Raw genomic sequence first — 17,137 nt, 5'->3', positions numbered from 1 at the left:
GGCGGGGGATGAACAGCGCCACCAGCCCTGCTTGAATGGGCCGCCGGGCAGGGTTCAATGCCCCGTCCTGCAGCGGATTGGGTTACTTGTCAGCAGTCTTGCCCATCTGATGCTTGACGAACACGGCCACCAGCGCCGCCAGCGCCAGGGCCATGGGATAGAAGCTCATGCTCACCACCGCCAGCGGGGAGAGGGCGAAGATGGAGCCCAGCAGCAGCGCCTGGGCGCCCCAGGGGATGAGGCCCTGCACCACGCAGGAGAAGATATCCAGCATGGAGGCGGCGCGGCGCGGGGTGACGCCGTGATGCTCCGCCAGCTCCCGTGCTACCTTGCTGGCGACGATAATGGCCACCGTATTGTTGGCGGTGCAGAGGTTGGTCAGCCCCACCACGCCGGCGATGCCGAGCTCGGCCGCCTTCTCGTTCTGTTCGCCATCGTGCTGGCGGGTGAAACGGGCGATCAGGGCACTGATCCGCTCGCTGATCCAGGCCAGTCCGCCCTGGCGTTCCATCAGGGCACCGAGACCGCCGATCAGCATGGAGAGCAGGAAGATCTCCTGCATGCCGGTGAAGCCCTGATAGATGTCTTTGCTGAACTGGCCCAGCGGATAATCGCTGACCATGCCCACGGCGCCGGCGGCCAGTATGCCAATGCCCAGCACCATGAAAACGTTCATGCCGGACAGGGCCAGCACCAGGATCAGCAGGTAGGGCATCACCTTGAACAGATCCGCATGGGCTGTCGTGGCGGGGGCCTCCCCTACGGATCCCAGGGTCAGATAGAGCAGGATCACCCCGATGGCTGCGGGGGCGGCAATCTTGAAGTTCTCGCGAAACTTGTCCTTCATCTCGCAGCCCTGGCTGCGGGTCGCGGCGATTGTGGTGTCGGAGATGATGGAGAGGTTGTCGCCGAACATGGCGCCGGAGAGAATGGTGCCGGCCATCAGGACCGGATCTATGCCGGCGGCCTGGGCCACACCAAGGGCCACGGGGGCCACGGCACCGATCGTGCCCATGGAGGTGCCCATCGCGGTGGCAATAAAGGCAGAGATGAGGAACAGCCCCGGCAGCAGGAACCAGCCCGGGATCAGCGACAGACCCATGGCGACGGTGGCATCCACCCCGCCGGTGGCCTTGGCCACGGTGGCAAAGGCGCCCGCCAGCAGGTAGATGAGGCACATGGCCATTATGTTGCTGTCACCGACCCCCTTGAAGAAGGTCTCCAGGTTCTTGTTGAACCCCTCTTTCCCCAGCATCAGCGCCAGCATGACGGCGGGCAGGGCGGCCACGGGGGCGGGCAGCTGGTAGAAGGCGAACTCGACCCCCTGCAGGGTGAGCCAGGTGCCGGTACCGATAAAGAGAGCGAGAAAGACCAGAAGAGGCAGCAGGGCTCTGGCACTGGGTTGGGTCTGGATCATGTGTTCCTCTGTGGTTGAACATGACCTCCCTGTCGCAGCCAGCCCTGATAAATGGGGTGAACCTGGCGGGCATCCTGCCGCTATGGGGCGCCTACAGTAGTGAGTCGGGGCCATTCGGTCAAGATAGACGTCCAGATGGATAGGTGTTTTTGTTTGATGATTTCGCACATTTGATTAAATCCGTCAAATATTCGGATTTTTATAAATATGTCGTTGATTTATCGGGTGGGGGCGGGCGGCCACGCCGAGCTTTTCAAAGGGGGCGCGGGCTGGTAAAACGGTCTCTTTCCATAATAAACAGATGAGAGGGTGGAGATGGACAATCCGATCCGTGTGGCCGTGATGGGCTGTAATGGTCGTATGGGCAAGGTGCTGCTGGAAGCCATCACCAACGCCAAGGGCGTGGTGGTCGGGGCGGCGCTGGAGCGGCCCGGCTCTGCCGTGATAGGCCTGGATGCCGGTGAGCTCAACGGCCTCGGCAAGCTGGGTGTGGTCATCAGCGACAGCCTGGACAAGGTGCGCGATGAGTTTGATCTCATCATCGACTTCACCCGTCCCGAGGTGACCCTGGCCAACCTGGCGTTTGCGCTGGCTCATCAGAAGCAGATGGTGATCGGCACCACCGGCTTTGACGATGCAGGCAAGGCCGTCCTGAAAGAGGCTGGCAAGCAGATCGGCATCGTCTTCGCCTCCAACTACTCGGTCGGCGTCAACCTGGTGTTCAAGCTGCTGGAGCAGGCCGCCAAGGTGATGGGGGATTACACCGACATCGAGATCATCGAGGGGCATCATCGCCACAAGGTGGATGCACCGTCCGGCACTGCGCTCTCCATGGGGGAAGTGGTGGCCAGGACGCTCGGACGTGACCTGAAAGAGTGCGCCGTCTACGGCCGTGAGGGGATCACAGGCGAGCGGGATCGCAACACCATCGGCTTTGCCACCATTCGCGCCGGCGATCTGGTGGGGGAGCACACCGTCATGTTTGCCGATATCGGCGAGCGGGTGGAGATCAGCCACAAGGCCTCCAGCCGCCTCACCTTCGCCAATGGCGCAGTGCGGGCCGGCAAGTGGCTTGGCCGCCAGAGTGCCGGTCTCTACGACATGCAGGATGTGCTCGACCTCAAGTGAGCGGCCAAGGTGGCGGCAGGCGGGCCGCAATGAGCCCACTCCCGACAGTGCTGCCAAACCCCGGTTTGCCGGGGTTTTTCATATCTTTTTGTATAAATAGCGCTTACACCATGTTTTTTATGTGAAATGGTCTAAACCTCTTCTTTGTTCAATTCATCCCATCCACCCATTGCTCAAATGTCATCAAAGGGTAACGGGATTGAGCCTCAATGCCCCCTGCACCCGCATTTTTTTACATGACATGAAAAAGACTAAAAATTCAAAATGAGAAAAACGTTTTCTATTTTTAATCGGCACTCATCTGTCAATAAAAGGCTCGTTTAAGCCTTTGTGAATTTTATTTGTAGATTTCAATTTGTTGTTTTTTAAGGTTTAAATGCCTGTTTTTGTGAGTTGCGCGGCATGGGGCATCTCTTTTGTATCGGGTTTTGGCTTTTCTTTTGACGGCGGGGGTTGCAAAGCGATTGAGTGCATAGATAATGGGTAATGTTGCTTGTTTATTGAATTTAGATGCATTTAAAACGAGAAAAGACGTTGAAATGCGATCGTTTTTAAGTAGAATGCGCCCAATTTGCCAGAAATCTGCCGGGTTTGAGCCCTGTTTCAAACAGCGTCCGGACCCGCAACACCCAGGTAAATTGCTGAATTTAAAGCTAAATAACTGGAGGTTGTCTTGAATCACACTGCATTGCTAGTGCTGGAAGATGGAACTGTGTTCAAAGGCGTGTCGATAGGCGCCGAGGGATGTTCCGTTGGTGAAGTGGTTTTCAATACGTCGATGACGGGCTATCAGGAAATCCTCACCGATCCCTCTTATTCCCGTCAGATAGTCACCCTCACTTACCCCCATATAGGCAACACCGGCACCAACAGCGAAGATGAAGAGTCCAGTCAAATCCACGCTCAGGGATTGATCATCCGGGACCTTCCGATACTTGCCTCCAATTTCCGCAATCAGCAATCCCTCTCCGATTACCTCAAGTCTCACAACATAGTTGGCATCGCCGACATCGACACCCGCAAACTGACCCGCATCCTGCGCGAGAAAGGCGCTCAGGCCGGTTGCATCCTGGCGGGCAAGCAAGTCGATGAGGCATATGCCCTCGAACAGGCGCGCGCCTTCCCCGGTCTCAAGGGAATGGACTTGGCCAAGGAAGTGACTGTGTCAGAAGCCTACGCCTGGACCGAAGGCAGCTGGCAGCTCGGCAAGGGGCATGTCACCCCGGCGGCCGATGAACTCAAATACCACGTGGTGGCCTACGACTTTGGCGTCAAGCGCAACATTCTGCGCATGCTGGTGGACCGTGGCTGCCGCCTGACAGTGGTGCCGGCAAAGACCCCGGCCGCCGAGGTGCTGGCGATGAACCCCGATGGCATCTTCCTCTCCAACGGCCCGGGTGACCCCGAGCCCTGCGACTACGCCATCGAGGCCATCAAGGCCTTCCTCAATACCAACACCCCTGTGTTCGGTATCTGCCTGGGTCACCAGCTGCTGGGTCTGGCCTCGGGTGCCAAGACGATGAAGATGAAGTTCGGCCACCACGGTGCCAACCACCCGGTGAAGAGTCTCGATGACAATACCGTCATGATCACCGCCCAGAACCACGGTTTCGCGGTCGATGAGCACAACCTGCCGGCTTGCCTGCGCGCCACCCACGTCTCCCTGTTTGACGGTTCCCTGCAAGGCATCCACCGCACCGACCGTCCGGCCTTCAGCTTCCAGGGTCACCCCGAGGCGAGCCCGGGCCCGCACGACTGTGCCGGTCTGTTCGACCACTTTATTGAATTGATCAAGCAGTATCGCGCTTAAGAGGAAAAGAGAAGCCATGCCAAAACGTAACGACCTACAGAGCATCCTGATCCTCGGCGCCGGCCCCATCGTCATCGGTCAGGCCTGCGAATTTGACTACTCCGGCGCCCAGGCCTGCAAGGCGCTTCGCGAGGAGGGATACCGCGTCATCCTGGTGAACTCCAACCCGGCCACCATAATGACGGACCCCGAGATGGCGGATGCCACCTACATAGAGCCCATCACCTGGGAAGTGGTGCGCGAGATCATCAAGAAGGAGCGCCCGGATGCGGTGCTGCCCACCATGGGCGGCCAGACTGCGCTGAACTGCGCGCTGGATCTGGAAAAACACGGGGTGCTGGCCGAGTTCGGGGTCGAGATGATAGGCGCCACTGCCGACGCCATCGACAAGGCCGAAGATCGCCGCCGCTTCGACATCGCCATGAAGAGCATCGGTCTGGAGTGCCCGCGCGCCGGCATCGCCCACAACATGGAAGAGGCGTGGGGCGTGCAGCAGATGGTCGGCTTCCCCTGCATCATTCGTCCCTCCTTTACCATGGGCGGCTCGGGTGGCGGCATCGCCTACAACACCGAAGAGTTCGTCGAGATCTGCGAACGTGGTCTGGACTTGTCGCCGACCAAGGAGCTGCTGATCGATGAGTCACTCATCGGCTGGAAAGAGTACGAGATGGAAGTGGTGCGGGATCGCAACGACAACTGCATCATCGTCTGCACCATCGAAAACTTCGACCCCATGGGCATCCACACCGGTGACTCCATCACGGTCGCGCCAGCCCAGACGCTGACCGACAAGGAGTTCCAGATCATGCGCAACGCCTCCATGGCGATACTGCGCGAGATCGGGGTCGAAACCGGTGGCTCCAACGTCCAGTTCGGCATCAACCCGAAAGATGGCCGCATGGTCATCATAGAGATGAACCCGCGGGTGTCCCGTTCCTCCGCGCTGGCCTCCAAGGCGACCGGTTTCCCCATCGCCAAGATCGCCGCCAAGCTCGCCATCGGTTACACCCTGGACGAGCTGATGAACGACATCACAGGCGGTCGTACCCCGGCCTCCTTCGAGCCGGCCATCGACTACGTGGTCACCAAGGTGCCGCGCTTCAACTTCGAGAAATTTGCCGGTGCCAACGACCGTCTCACCACCCAGATGAAATCGGTCGGTGAAGTGATGGCGATTGGCCGCAACTTCCAGGAGTCTCTGCACAAGGCGCTGCGCAGCCTCGAGACCGGCAAGACCGGCTTCGACCCCATGGTCGACCTCAATGCCCCTGACTCATTGACCCGCATCCGCCACGAGCTGCAGGATGCTGGCTGCGACCGGATCTGGTACATCGCCGATGCGTTCCGCGCCGGTCTCTCCATGGACGGCATCTTCAAGCTGACCAAGATTGACCCCTGGTTCCTGGTGCAGATAGAAGATCTCATCAAGCTGGAAGAGCAGGTGAAAGAGCGCGGCATGGCCGGGCTCGATGCCGACTTCCTGCGCGCCTTGAAGCGCAAGGGCTTCGCCGACGCGCGCCTGGCCAAGATCCTCGGCGTGGCCGAGGGCGAGGTGCGCAAACTGCGTGCCCGCCACAACATATTCCCGATCTACAAGCGGGTCGATACCTGCGCGGCCGAGTTCGCCACCAACACCGCCTACATGTATTCGAGCTATGACGAAGAGTGCGAGGCCAACCCGACCAATCGCGACAAGATCATGATCATCGGCGGCGGCCCGAACCGCATCGGCCAGGGCATCGAGTTTGACTACTGCTGCGTCCATGCGGCACTGGCCCTGCGCGAAGACGGTTACGAGACCATCATGGTCAACTGCAACCCGGAAACCGTCTCCACCGATTACGACACCTCGGATCGCCTCTACTTCGAGCCGGTGACCCTGGAAGACGTGCTGGAAATCGTGCGCATCGAGAAGCCCAAGGGCGTCATAGTCCAGTACGGCGGCCAGACTCCGCTCAAACTTGCACGGGCATTGGAAGCGAACGGCGTGCCGATCATCGGTACCAGCCCGGATGCCATCGACCGCGCCGAAGACCGCGAGCGCTTCCAGTCCGCCGTCGAGCGCCTCGGCCTCAAGCAGCCGGAAAACGGCACAGTCACCGCGTTGGAGCAGGCAGTGCTGACCGCCGAGCGGATCACCTACCCGCTGGTGGTGCGCCCCTCCTACGTGCTGGGTGGCCGCGCCATGGAGATCGTCTATGACGAGACCGACCTGCGTCGCTACTTCGCCGAGGCGGTGAGCGTTTCCAACGAATCGCCGGTGCTGCTGGACCGCTTCCTTGATGACGCTACCGAGCTGGACGTGGATGCCATCTGCGACGGCACCGATGTGGTCATCGGCGGCATCATGGAGCATATCGAGCAGGCCGGTATCCACTCCGGTGACTCCGGCTGCTCCCTGCCACCTTATACCTTGTCCAAGAAAATTCAGGACGAGATCCGCGAGCAGGTGCGGAAATTGGCACTGGAACTCGGTGTGGTCGGCCTGATGAACGTGCAGTTTGCGGTCAAGGGCGATGACATCTACCTCATCGAAGTGAACCCGCGTGCCGCCCGTACCGTGCCCTTCGTCTCCAAGGCGACCGGTGCGCCGCTGGCCAAGATTGCCGCCCGCGTCATGGCCGGCCAGAGCCTGAAAGATCAGGGCTTTACCACCGAAATCATCCCGCCTTACTACTCGGTGAAAGAGGTGGTGCTGCCCTTCGCCAAGTTCCCTGGCGTGGATCCGCTGCTGGGGCCAGAGATGCGTTCCACAGGCGAGGTGATGGGGGTAGGCAGCAGCTTTGCCGAGGCCTATGCCAAGGCCCAGCTGGGTGCCAGCCATGCGGTGCCGAAAGAGGGTCGCGCGCTCTTGTCGGTGCGTCACAGCGACAAGGCGCTGGTGGTGGATTTGGCCGCCAAGCTGCTGGAGCTGGGCTACGAGCTGGATGCCACTCACGGCACCGCAGTGGCGCTGGGTGAAGCGAGCATCAATCCGCGCCTGGTCAACAAGGTGCACGAAGGGCGTCCGCACATTCTCGACCGCATCAAGAACGGCGAGTACACCTACATCGTCAACACGGCCGAAGGGCGGGTGGCGATTCAGGACTCCAAACAGCTGCGCCGCGCCGCCTTGCAGCACAAGGTGGCTTATACCACCACCATGAATGAGGCGTTTGCCACCTGCATGGCCATCAGCATGGATGCCACCGCCAACGTCAACTCGGTGCAGGAGCTGCACCAGAAGGTGAAAAACCGCTAAGGATTGCGTAACAAGGGCAGGGGCGTCTTTCTCCCCTTCTTTTTTGCACAACACTTGCGAACCCTGAAAAACCCCGCCAGCGATGGCGGGGTTTCTGTTTTTTTGCGGATCCGGCCAGCCTCTGTCATGGGGGTGAGGTGCGCAGGGGAGAGGGAATAGGGTCAAGATAGGGCGATATAATCCCTTTTAGTGGCGTAAATGTGATGATTATTGCGCCTTGGTGGCTTTTATTCGCAATCTTTGCAATCACTCACCCGAGCCGCCTCTATATACTGGTTTCTCATCACATAAGGTCGTCTGCGCCCGCAACAGCGGGGTGCGAGGATCAGGGCCAGTTGCTTATCCGGTAGCCGAGGCCGTCCCCTTTTACCCAGAGGGGCCACAGGAAACCGGTTGTGGGGCTACCACCCGCGCAACCGTCAGGGCCAGCGTTACCGCGCCAGCCTGCTTCCCCCTCCTTACCCCGTCTGCTTGCCTGCCCAGTCGCGTCGTTGCTCACCCTCATAGCCCGCAACGGCGCCGCACCTCAAGGACATCAGCCAAGGGAATCTGAATATGAGCTTCGATCATCGCAAATACCGCCCAGCCCCCGTGATTAATCTGGCCGATCGCCAATGGCCCAACCGGGTGCTGGAGCGTGCGCCGCTCTGGTGCGCCGTGGACTTGCGCGACGGCAACCAGGCGCTGGTCGAACCCATGACGGTGGCCCAGAAGCTGCAAATGTGGGCGCTGATGCTCCATGTCGGCTTCAAGCATATCGAGGTGGGGTTCCCGGCCGCCTCCCAGCCCGATTTTGACTTCGTGCGTGAGCTGATCGAGCGCAATCTCATTCCCGATGACGTCACCATTCAGGTGCTGGTGCAGGCCCGCGAAGATCTCATCATCCGCACCTTTGAATCCCTCAAGGGGGCCAAGCGTGCCATCGTTCACGTCTACAACTCGGTCAACCCGACCCAGCGCAACTATGTATTCAACTCAGGGAAGGAGGGGGTCAAGGCCATCGCCGTGCAGGGGGCGCGCTGGGTACGCGAGCATGCGGCCAGGAACCCGGGCACAGAGTGGAGTTTCCAATATTCCCCCGAGAGCTTCAGCAGCACAGAGGTGGAGTTCGCGGTGGAGGTGTGTGACGCCGTGATCGACGAGTGGCGCCCCGCCGCCCGCCCCATGATCCTGAACCTCCCGGCCACGGTTGAGGTGAGCACCCCCAACGTGTTTGCGGATCAGGTGGAGTGGTTCTGCCGCCACCTCAAGGCACGCCCCGAGGTGAGCATCTCCATTCACACCCACAACGACAGAGGCTGTGGTGTGGCTGCCGCCGAGCTGGCGGTGCTGGCGGGCGCCGATCGCATCGAGGGCACCCTGCTCGGCAATGGCGAACGCACCGGCAACATGGACATAGTCACCATGGCCATGAACCTCTACAGCCAGGGGATAGACCCAGAGCTGGACTTGTCGGACATGGATGCCATAGTCGCGACCGTGGGCGCCTGCACCCAGATAGCCCTGCACCCGCGCCACCCCTATGCCGGCGAGCTGGTCTACACGGCGTTTTCCGGCAGCCATCAGGATGCCATCCGCAAATCTCTGGCGGCCGAGAAGCCCGATGCCTATTGGGATGTGGCCTACCTGCCCATAGATCCCGCCGATCTTGGCCGCAGCTACGAGGCGGTGATCCGCATCAACAGCCAGTCCGGCAAGGGGGGCGTCACCTATCTGCTGGAGCGCGATCTCGGCCTGCAACTGCCGCGCTGGCTGCAGATCGACTTCAGCCGCCGGGTGCAGGCCCAAGCCGAGGCGAGCAGCAGCGAGATCAACCCGGCGCAGATCCGCGCCCTGTTCGAGCAGCACTACCTCGAGCCGGTACACGGCTATCGCATCGGTCGCTTCCAGCTCGGCCACGACGGCCAGGAGAGCCTGCACCTCGAGCTGCAGACCCCAGATGGCTCGCTGCAATTGCGGGGGGAGGGGGAGGGGGCCATCACGGCGCTGGTCAACGGCTGGGAGCGCCAGACCGGCATGCATATCGACGTGCTCGACTACTCGGAGCATGCCCTGAGCGCGGGCACCGAGTCTCGCGCCGCCGCCTATGTGCTGCTGAGCGTCGATGGCCAGCGCATGTGCGGGGTCGCCATAGGCCGCGACGTGGTCAACGCCTCCTTGCAGGCGGTGATCAATGGCGCCGCCCAGATTCAGGCCCTGCGCCAAACGGCCTGATACGCCCCCAGCTCATCGGCCGGGCACTGTCTTTGCCCCTGGCCATGACCCGATACATCTGCAAGGCCCCCGTCCAACCGGCGGGGGCCTTGTCGTGTCAGCGGCGGATGCTTGCGGGCTGGCCATGCTCATGCCTTCTGATCCCCCGATCAATCCTCTACAATGCCCTGGCTGCCGGGGCCGGACTTGTCTGCTCAAGCCAGCGGCGCCTCATCCATCGGGAAGCTTTCATGCATCATCTCACTCGTTATCGTCATCATGTCGCGCCTCTGCTGGCCGCCTTGCTGCTGGCTGCCTGTGCCAGCGAACCGGCCAGCCAGGGCGATACCCGCCAACCTGGCAGTGCGGCCATCACGGGGCCGGCCATCACCAAACCCGCGCCCCTGCCCAAGGCCCAGATCCCCAGAGCCCCGGCCAGCATGCAGTCGCGCATAGTGCGGCTGTTGCCGGCCCGTACCGTGGATCGCAACGGCTGGGCGCAGGACATAGTCACGGCCCTCGCCAAACAGGAGCTGGCCGTGACCGACGAGAACGTCTGTTCCGTGCTGGCGGTGGCTGAGCAGGAGTCCACCTTTCAGGCAGACCCCGTGGTGCCTGGCCTTGGCAAGATCGCCTGGCAGGAGATCAACGCCCGCGCCGGCAAGCTGTTGATCCCCGAGTTCGTGGTGCGCACTGCGCTCAGCATCAATTCCCCCACCGGCAAGAGCTATGCCGAGCGCATCGACAAGTTGCGCACCGAGCGGGAGATGAGCGAGATCTTCGAGGACATGATAGGGGAGGTGCCCATGGGCAAGACCCTGTTCGGCAACATGAACCCGGTGCGTACCGGTGGCCCCATGCAGGTCAGCATCGCCTTCGCCGAGGCCAACGCCCGTGGCTACCCTTATCCCGTCAAGGATTCCATCCGCCACGAAGTCTTTACTCGCCGCGGCGGCATCTGGTTCGGCACCCGCCATCTGCTCAACTACCCGGCACAGTATCCGGATCACCTCTACCGCTACGCCGACTTCAACGCCGGCTGGTATGCCAGTCGCAACGCCGCATTCCAGGCGGCGGTCAGCCGCGTGAGCGGCAAGCCGCTGGCACTGGATGGGGATCTCATTCGCTATGACTCAGATCTGCCGGGCAAGACAGAACTCGCTGTTCATGCCATCGCCAGCCGTCTCAGCATGAGCAAGCAGGCCATTCACCAGAGCCTGAAACTGGGGGATACCGCCGAATTTGCCCAAAGCGATCTCTACCACAGGGTCTTTACCCTGGCAGACAAGCAGGCCGGCAAGCGACAACCCCGCGCCGTGCTGCCGGGCATCTCCCTGAAGAGCCCCAAGATCACCCGTAACCTCACCACCGCCTGGTTTGCCAAACGGGTGCAGTGGCGCCAGCAGACCTGCCTGAAACGGCTGGGGTCGCTGTAATCGCAAAAACAAAGGCGGCCAGTGGGCCGCTTTTGTTTATAGTTAAGAACTATCCCTTTCTTTTAAATAGCCTCAATAAGCCTTTTACTGTGATGTCTAGGTGACTGCCTTCATCATACAGAGCAGGGACGACATAATCAGCTCTTTCTTCGGATATTAGCTTTTCTACTTTGTCTTGAGTTGATTTTAGAGGCCATTTTTTGTTGTCAAAGACAGCAATAGACCTGCCACCTTGATACCTCACCATTTTCATAGATGGAATATCGGTGTCGCCATCACCAAGATATATCATTCTCTGAAATGGTATGTCCCTATCTTGAAGTTCAATGAATTTATTTACTTCCCCATTATCCCATGAATTATGAATTCCTTTATTTATTCTAAATAAAAATTGTGTTTTGGTTGTATAGTTAATTGCTTGTGCGGGCCACGTTGCGGAGCGCTGATTTTCAGAGTAGTGATATTTGCAAGCATAAATATCACGAAATTTGTCTCCAATACATGTTCCTCTAATCATTGCATCAAGGCCACTTGATATGATGTAATGCTCCAGTTCTAGGTCAATGCTTTCAGCAAAGCTGTTAATTCTATCGAACCATGAATCAACGCCACTGAATAAAGGGATTGATTGCCCATGCATCATTAGTTTTTCTGTACTAAGGACATCAGATTGAAGCATGTTAGCCCTTTCTGCTAGCATACCAAGGTAGGTCAATATTTCATCGCCGTCATCGTACATTGCTCTACGTTTCACACTGGCCCAAAATTCAGGTATATCAGTTATCTCTAATTCGGGAATAACCCCATGCTGGGCACAATCACCTTCCGCTAAGGTCCCATCAAAATCATAAATTAGTGCGCACTTCATGAATAATCCTCTAAAAGTTAAATCGGCCAGTTCTGCTCAATCCATAATATTTCCCGACACACTTTCTCCTCCATTCTGTCTCTGTCAGAGGTAAGTCTGAACTCTTGGCCGGAATGCAGATCAAGAACTATATATTCCGCATCTGCCTCTTGAATTGCTTCATGCATTAAATAGCAGATATAGTCAGCTCGCTCTCTTGTCATTCTCTGTTTCTCGGTAAAATGGAGCTTAACATGAGTTCGGACGCCATTTATCAATGCGCTCAGCTCGGGATTGCAATGGATAGTAGTGCTATTAAAAACAAAGGACTCTCGCAATGATGCATACACATCAATGTTCTTACCTGACTGCCACTTAATAAAATTATGGGCTAGGCGTTCAAATTTTATTTTTTTACTGGAGTCCTTTTGTTTTCGTGATATTTCGATCAGGTACGAAACATGTCTCTTTTGGCTAAAAAGTGACTTTATAGCTGTTCTAAGTTGCAAGTAGTAATCTTTATAGTGTGCATAATCCCCTCTTAGTGCAATCTGCTTAAGTTTTGTGTGTTTAGGTGAGCCCGTTGCAACAGCAATATTAGTGAAATCTGAGATAGCTAACTCTGGCATACAATATCCTTATTTAAATATGTGAATTTGGTTATCCGCTCAGGAGTAAGCGTCCTTTAGTTCGATGTTTAGTTCTTAATAGGGAGCAGGTTGCGGTATTGTTGATAGCTAGGACAGCCACAGAAACTATTGCCCTTGGTATCTCCCCATTTGCTGGTCCTCAGTACCGTGTTGTGGCAAGCCGGCAGCCAGAGCTGCATTCCGTACATTGAGCTTGAGGAAAGGACTGATCAGGATCAGTCGTTCCTTGGCATCCTTTATCAGTTCTTCAAGAAAATAGTTGGTCGCACTTGTATTCAAAAACTTGGCCATAGCAAAAATCTCCATTCCTCTTGCGCACTTGGGTTTTGCGATGCCGTTAACCGGATTGCAGGACGAACTGGATTGGACATATGACAGGCTTCATACGAACAGTTCGGGTGTCGGAAAGAGCTACTGTAGCGATTTAATCAGGACGAATGTGTGACAAATCCCACTAACTGTGTGATTCATCAGTGATTTATAACCTGTGGATCTGCGGGCAGGTAGAGGGCGGTGGCTGGGGGTTAGGCGTTGCTGCCGGAGGGTCTTATGAGAAGAGAAGGCAAGAGGAATCCCGCAACTGAGGTTGGGCGGCTCTGTTCCGTGGACTGGCTTAGAAACTCATCGCCAGCCCGACGCCGTAGCCGCTGGTGTTGTGGCTGAACATATAGCGGGCCACCAGCCGGGTGCGGGTCACTATGATGTCGTACTTGCTGCTGTCGAGCTCGATCCCGAGCCCCAGCGAGTTGAGGGAGTTGAAACCGAGCAGGCCCCGTTGCTCGCCGAGGTATTCGGTGCGAGCCCCTTCCATCACGTAGCGCAGCGGCCGACTCAGCAGCGTGAGATCGCCGATGGGGGCACGGCGGCGCAGATAGAGGCCGAGGTTCTCCGCGTTGGCCTGGCCGGTCACGCTGGCCGAGGTGCCGCCAAAGCTCTGCAGATGCTGGTAGGAGTAGCGCAGCTCGGCGTCTATGTCCTGGGTTGGGGAGAAGAGTTCATAGTCGAGCATCAGGGCGCCGCCGAGACCGTAGACATCGAGCCTGCCGCCATCGAGAAAGTCGAGGTTCTTGCCGGTATACTGGCCCAGCAGCCAGTTGCCGATGCGCAGATCGCTGGCCACTGTGCCCAGGGTGACGTTGCCGAGGGGACGCAGCACCCAGTTGCCGCCGTGTCTGTCCCGGTGCAGCCCTATGTCCCAGCCAATCCCGCCGGTGGCCGTCAGACTGTTCCATTTAGTGGGAATGGTGCGGGTCTCGCTGCCGTTGCTCACCACGAACTGGGGATCGTAGCGGCTAAAGCCCAGTGTCCCCTCCAGATAGATGGGCACGCTCTCGCTCATGGTGGCGCCGCCGCCGACCTGGGTCATGTTGAGCGCTGCCGCCTGGTTGGTGCCGCTGCCGATATTGATGTTGCTGGCGGTGATGTCGGGCACGACTGTGAAGGTCATCAGCGACACCACAGCGTTGGCGCGCTGCTGCACCAGCGAGTCGTCGTCGGCCATGGCATCGGTGCCGAGCAGCAGGCTGATCAGCAGGGGCAGGCTGGTGTGAGAGGTGTATGAGGGCATGCCGGGTTCCCGTGAAGCCTCGCTGGCTGAGGCACGATTACACTGTAGCGATTTTTTATCGGCTTGGCAGCCCGGATAATGAGCCGGATGGCACTCTTCTGGTGTACGCGATCCCCAGATCATGGGCCGGCTTGCTGGCGATGCAACGGGCGGGGGCTGGCGGCGTTCTCTGCGCCTCTCCTGGCTGTGCAGCCCGTGTGCTCGTGGGGTGCGAGTGGACGCCACCGCTTGCCGATGCGGGCCACGGACGGTCGGGTCAGGTTTTTCGCACTGCGTCCGGGCGGATAATAAAAATCCATTAAACTCAATGGGTCACTTGTTCGGGAGTGTGAGTGGAGATGAAGATCAGCCGCAAGATTACGCTGACCATAGTGCTGACGCTGCTGCTGTTGCAGGGGGTTGGCTATGTCGGCCTGCATTATGTGGTGAGCGACAAGTTCGGCGAGCTGGAGCGCATGAGCGTGGAGCGCAACCGCGAGCGGGTCAGGGCCGTGGTGCAGGCCGAGCTGGGCCAGCTGACCGTGCTGGGGCAGGATTGGTCCGAATGGGACGAGACCTATGCCTTCATGGCCCGTCGGGATCAGGCCTACCTGGATGCCAACTTCAACGTGCGTACCTTCGAGACCCTGGGAATCGATCTGCTGGCGCTTTACGACAGGGAGAAGCAGCCGCAGGTGGCCTTTGCCTACCAGGCCGGCAAGCTGGTCTCGCAGACGCCGGCCCAGCTGGGGGCCTTGACCGATTACCTGATGCGCTACGGCACCCTCAAGCCCAACGCCGGCATCTGGTTCGACGGCGAGCGCTATTACCTGATGGCCGCCACCCAGATCCTGAGCAGCGAGGGGGAGGGGCCGAGTCGCGGCACCCTGTTGCTGTTCAAGGCTTTTACCCCGAAATTCATCCGCCAGCTGCAAAAACGCACCGCCCTGTCGCTCACCTTCCTGAGCCCGGATCAGCTCGCCGCCAGCCTGGGGGCGCCGACCCTGACCCGGCTCATGGCCAGCGACAGCCTGATCCTGCCGCAAGAGGATCGCCTGCTCACCCTGGCCCAGATCGATACCTTGCAGGAGACGTCACCCCTCATCTTTCGCTTCACCCTGCCACGGGATCTGATGCTGGAGGGCAAGGCCATCGAGCAGCGCATCTTCTGGTTGCTGAGCCTGGGTACCCTGCTGTTTGCCGCCCTGGTGTTGCTGATCCTCAACGGCTACATAGCCGCCCGCCTGCAGCGGTTGAGTGCCAATCTGCGTCTCATCGCTGACGATGGCGCCGTGCGTCGGCTGCTGGTGGAGGGCAAGGACGAAATCTCCCAGGTTGCCATCGACTGCAATCGCATGCTCGATCATCTGGACAGCCTGCGTCAGCAGCAGGCCGACAGCGGGACCCGGCAGCAGTTGCAGCACGGGGCCCTGATCCACCTGGCCAAGAGCGATCTGCTGACCGGCGAGGATCCGGGGCAGGCCGCCCGTCATATCAACGAGGCGGTGTGCGCCGGCACCGGGGCCGCCCGCGCCAGCGTCTGGTTCTGCGCCGAGGACAAGCAATCCATGTTCTGCCAGGATCTCTTCTTCCTGCCCAAGCGCCATCATCAGCAGGGTTTTCACCTGCCGTATGCCTTGATCCAGGGCCGCTACGAGGTCTCCAAGCCCGAGCATGCCCCCTGCCTCATCATCCGCGAGCGCTATGATCTGTCACGGTTTGGCGCCATGCTGGCCCAGCTCGGGCTCGATGCCCTCTCTGGCGCCATACTGATGGCACCCCTCAAGCAGGGGGATGAGCTGCTCGGTTTCATCATCGCCGAACGAGCCAGTCTGAAGGAGGAGTGGCACCCGGACGAGACGGCCTTCGTGCTCTCGGTGTGCGATCTCTCCGCCCAGACCCTGCTCACCCTCACCAAATTGCAGCAACTCAAGCGCAACTGAGGGCCGCCTCGCCAGGTGCCCTCCCTTGCGTTCAAGGCGCACATGCTCAAGGCGCAACTTTCGTCGCGCCAGAGCGATTATCTCCACTATCCGTGACCTGCATTAATTTCTTGTTCACTTGGCAGGGTGTATAACGGGCCTCCCTCATGGAGAGAAGGGGCATGGCGACAGGGAGGGTCTGCCGCACCGGTGGCCCTCGGGTCACCCACCATGGATGCTCACTATGTTGATGGGAGTCACCAGATGCAGGAGATGCTGCTTGCCATATGGCAACAGGACTTTAACCAATTGATCCAGATGCAGGCGGTGGGCCTGCTCGTCACCTGTCTGGTGGTGATCCTCTTTCTCGAATCGAGCTTCGTCTTTTTGCCCCTGCCCGGTGACAGTCTGGTGCTGCTGGCCGGTGGCCTGGTGGGAATGGGGGTGCTCGGCCCCGAAGTCACACTGATTTACATGCCGCTTGCTGCCGGGCTTGGCAGCCTGATCGCCTATCTGCAGGGCCATGCGCTGCACGGCACCTCCTTCATGGGCCATGTGGAGCGGATGATCCCGGACGGCAGCCTGCCACGGGCCTCGCGTCTGCTGCACAGCTACGGCTTCTGGGCCATGTTCTCCTCCCGCTTCGTGCCCTTCGTCAGGGTGCTGACACCCATGCTGATGGGGGTCTCGCGCCTGCATCTGCCGCGGGTGATGATGGCAAGCTTTGCCAGCGCCTTCCTCTGGGCCCTGCTGCTGAGTCTGGTGGGCAAGTTCGTGATGGCGGCCCCCGTGTTTGCCCAGTATCACGAGCTGATGACCAAGTGTCTGCTGGTGACCTCCCTCGGCCTGTTCGTCATCGCCATGGCGGCCATCGCCATCCGGCTGCTCAAGCGCCCGACCAACCGCATCCGCTGATCGGCTGCGGACGGCCAAGGCCGCCCCGCGTA

General features: G+C 59.3%; 12 protein-coding genes. 7 read left to right on the top strand and 5 right to left on the bottom strand.

The genetic code is table 11. The features are described 5' to 3' along the window. Nucleotides 1–82 precede the first annotated feature (82 nt). On the bottom strand, nt 83–1,417 hold the full coding sequence (locus BN1118_RS13190; protein WP_043556539.1) for a Na+/H+ antiporter NhaC family protein: 1,335 nt from the start codon (nt 1,415–1,417) through the stop codon (nt 83–85). Between the two features lie 315 nt (nt 1,418–1,732). On the opposite strand from BN1118_RS13190, the gene dapB reads away from it, so the two are divergent. The 5 genes from dapB (at nt 1,733) to BN1118_RS13165 (ending at nt 11,225) form a co-directional block, all read left to right on the top strand. Next, nucleotides 1,733–2,545 carry a 4-hydroxy-tetrahydrodipicolinate reductase gene (gene dapB / locus BN1118_RS13185; RefSeq protein WP_043556538.1) on the top strand — a complete coding sequence of 271 codons (813 nt, stop codon included), beginning with the start codon at nt 1,733–1,735 and terminating at the stop codon, nt 2,543–2,545. Between the two features lie 673 nt (nt 2,546–3,218). Then, entirely contained in the window at nt 3,219–4,355 is a 1,137-nt protein-coding gene (gene carA / locus BN1118_RS13180) for a glutamine-hydrolyzing carbamoyl-phosphate synthase small subunit (RefSeq protein WP_043556537.1), read from the top strand. 16 nt (nt 4,356–4,371) lie between these two features. After that, on the top strand, nt 4,372–7,596 hold the full coding sequence (carB, locus tag BN1118_RS13175) for a carbamoyl-phosphate synthase large subunit (RefSeq protein WP_042866219.1): 3,225 nt from the start codon (nt 4,372–4,374) through the stop codon (nt 7,594–7,596). 555 nt (nt 7,597–8,151) lie between these two features. Then, nucleotides 8,152–9,810, top strand: coding sequence for a 2-isopropylmalate synthase (leuA, locus tag BN1118_RS13170; RefSeq protein WP_043556536.1), 1,659 nt, complete (start codon nt 8,152–8,154; stop codon nt 9,808–9,810). A 230-nt stretch (nt 9,811–10,040) separates the two neighbouring features. Then, complete coding sequence (locus BN1118_RS13165) at nt 10,041–11,225, top strand: DUF1615 domain-containing protein (RefSeq protein ID WP_043556535.1); 1,185 nt, start codon at nt 10,041–10,043, stop codon at nt 11,223–11,225. Nucleotides 11,226–11,274: 49 nt separating this feature from the next. Here BN1118_RS13165 and BN1118_RS13160 read toward each other — a convergent pair whose 3' ends face one another. From BN1118_RS13160 to BN1118_RS13145, 4 genes are all read right to left on the bottom strand, one after another. Further along, a complete protein-coding gene (locus BN1118_RS13160) occupies nt 11,275–12,093 on the bottom strand; it encodes an HAD family hydrolase (protein WP_043556534.1) in 819 nt (272 codons plus the stop codon). Nucleotides 12,094–12,110: 17 nt separating this feature from the next. Beyond that, nucleotides 12,111–12,701, bottom strand: a complete 591-nt coding sequence (locus BN1118_RS13155) for a hypothetical protein (protein ID WP_043556532.1) — start codon at nt 12,699–12,701, stop codon at nt 12,111–12,113. Nucleotides 12,702–12,827: 126 nt separating this feature from the next. Next, a complete protein-coding gene (locus BN1118_RS13150; protein ID WP_236590771.1) occupies nt 12,828–13,013 on the bottom strand; it encodes a phospholipase D-like domain-containing protein in 186 nt (61 codons plus the stop codon). A gap of 322 nt (nt 13,014–13,335) precedes the next feature. After that, on the bottom strand, nt 13,336–14,289 hold the full coding sequence (locus BN1118_RS13145) for a hypothetical protein (protein WP_043556530.1): 954 nt from the start codon (nt 14,287–14,289) through the stop codon (nt 13,336–13,338). A 338-nt stretch (nt 14,290–14,627) separates the two neighbouring features. On the opposite strand from BN1118_RS13145, the gene BN1118_RS13140 reads away from it, so the two are divergent. Together BN1118_RS13140 and BN1118_RS13135 are read left to right on the top strand one after the other, a co-directional pair. Further along, on the top strand, nt 14,628–16,211 hold the full coding sequence (locus BN1118_RS13140; RefSeq protein WP_043556529.1) for a CHASE4 domain-containing protein: 1,584 nt from the start codon (nt 14,628–14,630) through the stop codon (nt 16,209–16,211). A gap of 243 nt (nt 16,212–16,454) precedes the next feature. Then, nucleotides 16,455–17,105: a DedA family protein gene (locus BN1118_RS13135; protein WP_043139268.1), complete on the top strand. Its 651-nt coding sequence runs from the start codon at nt 16,455–16,457 to the stop codon at nt 17,103–17,105. The last annotated feature ends 32 nt before the right edge of the window (nt 17,106–17,137 follow it).

Origin of the sequence: Aeromonas bestiarum, from assembly GCF_000819745.1 — a bacterium.
GTDB classification, from domain to species: domain Bacteria; phylum Pseudomonadota; class Gammaproteobacteria; order Enterobacterales; family Aeromonadaceae; genus Aeromonas; species Aeromonas bestiarum.
This window is presented reverse-complemented; position numbering and strand designations above follow the sequence as displayed.

Coding starts and splice junctions, on each gene's coding strand:
- dapB (WP_043556538.1), top strand. CDS start 1,733: ATGGACAATCCGATCCGTGTGGCCGTGATGGGCTGTAATGGTCGTATG.
- BN1118_RS13150 (WP_236590771.1), bottom strand. CDS start 13,013: ATGGCCAAGTTTTTGAATACAAGTGCGACCAACTATTTTCTTGAAGAA.
- BN1118_RS13160 (WP_043556534.1), bottom strand. CDS start 12,093: ATGAAGTGCGCACTAATTTATGATTTTGATGGGACCTTAGCGGAAGGT.
- leuA (WP_043556536.1), top strand. CDS start 8,152: ATGAGCTTCGATCATCGCAAATACCGCCCAGCCCCCGTGATTAATCTG.
- BN1118_RS13140 (WP_043556529.1), top strand. CDS start 14,628: ATGAAGATCAGCCGCAAGATTACGCTGACCATAGTGCTGACGCTGCTG.
- BN1118_RS13155 (WP_043556532.1), bottom strand. CDS start 12,701: ATGCCAGAGTTAGCTATCTCAGATTTCACTAATATTGCTGTTGCAACG.
- BN1118_RS13145 (WP_043556530.1), bottom strand. CDS start 14,289: ATGCCCTCATACACCTCTCACACCAGCCTGCCCCTGCTGATCAGCCTG.
- BN1118_RS13190 (WP_043556539.1), bottom strand. CDS start 1,417: ATGATCCAGACCCAACCCAGTGCCAGAGCCCTGCTGCCTCTTCTGGTC.
- carB (WP_042866219.1), top strand. CDS start 4,372: ATGCCAAAACGTAACGACCTACAGAGCATCCTGATCCTCGGCGCCGGC.
- BN1118_RS13165 (WP_043556535.1), top strand. CDS start 10,041: ATGCATCATCTCACTCGTTATCGTCATCATGTCGCGCCTCTGCTGGCC.
- BN1118_RS13135 (WP_043139268.1), top strand. CDS start 16,455: ATGCAGGAGATGCTGCTTGCCATATGGCAACAGGACTTTAACCAATTG.